The organism is Neisseria sicca VK64 (genome assembly GCF_000260655.1).
GTDB lineage: Bacteria > Pseudomonadota > Gammaproteobacteria > Burkholderiales > Neisseriaceae > Neisseria > Neisseria sicca_B.
Genome location: NZ_AJMT01000013.1, coordinates 1 through 3,945, shown reverse-complemented (window position 1 = coordinate 3,945; position 3,945 = coordinate 1). Strand labels below are relative to the sequence as shown.

5 protein-coding genes are annotated in these 3,945 nt (G+C 49.5%); all 5 read right to left on the bottom strand.

The features are described from left to right. Positions 1-111 precede the first annotated feature (111 nt). Positions 112-1,431, bottom strand: coding sequence for a hypothetical protein (locus HMPREF1051_RS01200; protein ID WP_231286234.1), 1,320 nt, complete (start codon positions 1,429-1,431; stop codon positions 112-114). 150 nt (positions 1,432-1,581) lie between these two features. Then, positions 1,582-1,911 (bottom strand): hypothetical protein, encoded by a 330-nt coding sequence (locus tag HMPREF1051_RS01195; RefSeq protein ID WP_003763162.1) that lies wholly within the window; start codon positions 1,909-1,911, stop codon positions 1,582-1,584. A 32-nt stretch (positions 1,912-1,943) separates the two neighbouring features. Beyond that, positions 1,944-2,216, bottom strand: a complete 273-nt coding sequence (locus HMPREF1051_RS01190) for a DUF924 family protein (protein ID WP_003763164.1) — start codon at positions 2,214-2,216, stop codon at positions 1,944-1,946. A gap of 2 nt (positions 2,217-2,218) precedes the next feature. Then, the gene (locus HMPREF1051_RS01185; protein ID WP_003763166.1) at positions 2,219-2,983 is read right to left on the bottom strand and encodes an SDR family oxidoreductase; all 765 of its coding nucleotides are present in this window, start codon (positions 2,981-2,983) and stop codon (positions 2,219-2,221) included. A gap of 45 nt (positions 2,984-3,028) precedes the next feature. Next, positions 3,029-3,373, bottom strand: a complete 345-nt coding sequence (locus HMPREF1051_RS01180) for a hypothetical protein (RefSeq protein ID WP_155815263.1) — start codon at positions 3,371-3,373, stop codon at positions 3,029-3,031. Positions 3,374-3,945: the final 572 nt, after the last annotated feature.

The window sequence follows — 3,945 nt, the reverse complement described above, 5'->3', positions numbered from 1 at the left end:
ATCTACATAAATATGTGTCGGTATTAAAAAAGGTCGTCTGAAACCTAATATTCGGTTTCAGACGACCTTTTGTTTGCCATCACACTATCTCAACGTTCACAGGTACTTTCATTACTGCTGCGACTTTGGCAGTTTATCCGTCATTTCATTCTGTTGTCCCTGCGGCAATGCCAGCGGAACATTCAGGATGAACCGCACATGGTGTTGATAGGGGGTAAACACGATGGCTTTCGCTTCGGGGTCGTAGTGCAGCTTACGAGATGGGCTACCATAGCGGGCAAGGACATTCGGCAGCTCGGCGGCACGTTGGTTTTCAGGCAGTCTGTATAAGGCGAGTGCTGCCTGGAAAGCACGCTGCTGCATTTGCGTGTCTTGCAAACGGCGGGCATAGGGATCGACGTCGCCGCCATAATCTCCGTTAATAAACCGGCAGCCCAGCGCGTTACGCAGACAGGCAAGGCTGCCGTACTGCTGCCAGAAAGTTTGCGGCATTTGGGCATCCTGCGGCGCCCATACAGGCAGATCTTGCGCGAAGGCCCGCTGTGCCGGAGGCTCGCAGCCAAAAGCAAACTGTTTGCTGGCAAGTGTTCGCGAGTGCTCAGGCGAGAACAATACGGGCACGAGCCATGCAGGCATTTCTTGGTTCAGTTGGGTCGGAAGATTGGCGATGAGGGCATCCATATAGTGATACTCGAACTGCATGATACGGCAGTAGTTTTCTGCGTTGTCGGCGGTCGGTTCGAACGCGGCGGCACAGTTTTCAGGCAGCTTGCCTGCCCATTGCGGTTGTTCGGCAAGCATTGTGGCGGCGAGTCTTGTATTGTTCTGGATAATGGTGACGCCAATCATGGCAGGAATGAGTCCGCCACGCGATTGCTGTAAGGTTTTACCGGTGCGAATGTTGCGGCAGATTCGGGCAAATGCGGCTTCGGGTTTGCCGTCCAGCCAGTCCACGGCGGCAGGCGTAGTTTGGTAAACAAGATAGTGGTATTTTGGAAAGACATCCAAAATATTTAGAGCGCGCACATCCAAATTGCTGTATTGCGACAAACGGTCGGCATTGTCAAAAAGTTTGGCATATTTCGCCACAACAGCACGGTAGGCATCGGCGTGGGCGCGGACGTTTTGCAGGCAGTCTGCAATGATAGCCCCATCATTGTTTCTAGATATACAGTCGAGCCTTTGCCCTTCTGCGGCATCGTCCGAAATCAGTTTGCGGTGGCGGAGGCTTTCAGGCAGCTTGTCGTCCTCCGGCACTTTATTGCCCAGCTTTACCATGATTTGACGGCGTTCGGCGGCATCGGGAATATCGTAAGCCATCAACCACATCGCATCCGTTCCTTCACTGTCGCCGCGCGGTATTTCACCCTGCAACAGACGCTTTGCCGGCGCAGCAGCGCGGTTGTCGTACCATACGGACAGTTGGGACAAAATGCCTAAAATAAGCAGGGTTGCAACAAAGAAAGTCAGTAAGATTTTTATTTTTTTCAAGGGTTGGAAAGTTTGGGTTGGGGGTATGGGCTAATTCGACTTACAGAATACTTTGAAAATCAGCCTGTGGGAATTTTTTTGTTTACCCGTTTATACCAAAAGATGCAGCACTTTGATGCTGAAAGTATCCCGCATCGTTAAGGCAGCGATATCATCTTCCCGAAAAGTGGTTTTCTCCCCTTCAAAGGCATAATGGTAAATTTTTCTGTTTAACGTATCAAAGAAATAACCGTAGAAACAGTCTTCTTGATTTTCATCTTCTACAAAGTCGGTAATATAGATATGTTTCTGATCTATACCTAAATAATCTTTGATTTGCTGGAATAAGTGGGGAAATTCAAGTGGAAATGCCTGCGTGAGCTCTTGGATATCCTCTAAAAATACCTCGTTAGGGATATCTTGCAATTCTATGGTTTCCATTTTTCTTCCTCCTGTTTTGTATCGTTATTCTTTCAAAAGAAATAAACCACCGTAGGTCGGATTCTTGAATCCGACATCGTAGAGTAACAGTTGTGTCGGATACAAGTATCCGACCTACGGCTGCTGCCCTGCATATTGCCGCGCCAGTCGGCCAGTTCGCCCTGTGCGGCGCGTTGCCACACGGCAAAAAAGCGTTGGCGGATGATGCCGTCGAACGCATCGGATCGGGCAAACCATTGCTGCGGCGCAGTTTCGCGAAACCAAAAATCCAATACGGCACGATAATCTGAAGACGGAGCGTTCATGATTACAAACCCTTCCGCATAATCCGCTGCCCCAGCCGTGCGGAGAGGCGGTTAATCCAATAGAGCCACTTCGTTTTGCCAATCATGCTTTCAAAGCGGTTGCGTTCAAAATCACGCCAAAATTCGTCTGCCAATTCGTCGGGCGAAATTTTCAGGTGCGCGTGCCCCTTGCCTTTGTACATGGGCGTGGCGACCATGGGCGGCAGGATTTCGAACACGCGGATACCGCTGTTTTCCAATTGCCAGCGCAACACTTGCGAAAAGCTGTGTAGCGCGGCTTTGGTGGCACAGTAAACGGCGCAGGTTTCCTTGGGCACCACCGCCAAGCCCGATGATACGTTGATAACGGCGGCCTGCGGCTTGCCCGCCAGCATGGGTAGGAAGGCGCGGGTGAGCTGCACGGGCGCGGTGAGATTGACGGCGATTTCCTGCACGATTTCGTCGTCCGTCTGCTCGTCCAACCGTTTGGTGAACTGGATGCCGGCGTTGTTGATGAGGATACTGGTTTCGGGAAACTGCGCCGCCAGCCGTGCGCGGTCTTCGGCTTGGGAAACGTCGGCGACGGCATATCCGCAACGTGCGCCGTTATCGTGCAGGCTGCCTGAAAGCTGTTCTCCTGAAAGTTGTTCTACGGCTTGGCGTAGCGCGTCTTCGCGCCGTCCGACCAAAATCACGTGGTTGCCCGCTGCATGGAACTTTTTTGCCAGCGCAAAGCCGATGCCGGTGGCGCCGCCGGTGATGAGTACGGTGTGTTGTGTGGGGATCATGGGGTTTCCTTGTTTTTGGGGGGCAGGCTGCTTTTTTCAGGCTGCCTATTCTTTCAAAAAGCCGTATTCGTACACCAGTGGTTCGAGTTTGGCAGCGAGGGCGGCGTAGGTGGTTTCGAAGGGGGAGAAGTCGGTTTGCGGAGCGGCCTTTTTCAGGGCGTTGCGGATTTTATACCAGCCCGCACCGCTTTTGTCGAGCAGGTATTCGTCGCGGATTTTGCGTTCGATGTCGGCCCGGTAGAAGGCCTGCCACAGTTTCAGGCCTTCATCATACACGGCTTGGGCTTCTTTGGAGAGCAAGCCGTAGGTCGGATACTTGTATCCGACACAACCGTCCAAGATGTCGGATTCAAGAATCCAACCTACGAAACTATTAACGCAATAAATCATAATTAAATTAAATATATTATTATTGATATTTACATAAAAAAACACGATTTAATTTTTGTCCAAAGTACGATTACGCATAGAATTTAAGAACACAATATCTTTTTGGTGTGCATTTCTTCCAATTTTTGAATTTTTCAAAAAATATAACATGGGTATTTCATTTGATATTTTGAAATGTTCTTTGAAAATAGAGTTGGAGGTAAAGATGAAAAGTTTAATTACATGTGCAATGGGACTCTACGGCTACATAGAGTGGAGTGAGATGATGCCGAAGAGATGTGTATAAAGCCGTATGAATATCCCTTGCCAATAACAAAAGACCGTTTAAAAACTATGTTTTGTTTTTAGACGGTCTTTATTACGTTTTGCTACTATCAGTCATAGGTCAGAGTTTGTATCGGATAATTAGACATAACATGATCGTAAGTCGGTTACCCTCCGACTTACGATTTATTTTTCAGACGACCTTTTCCTATTTGCTAGCCTACTTCGCTCCCTTAAACCCGCGCTTCAAATGCACCATCAGCAATGCCACCGCCGCAGGCGTGACGCCGGAAATTCGGCTTGCCTGT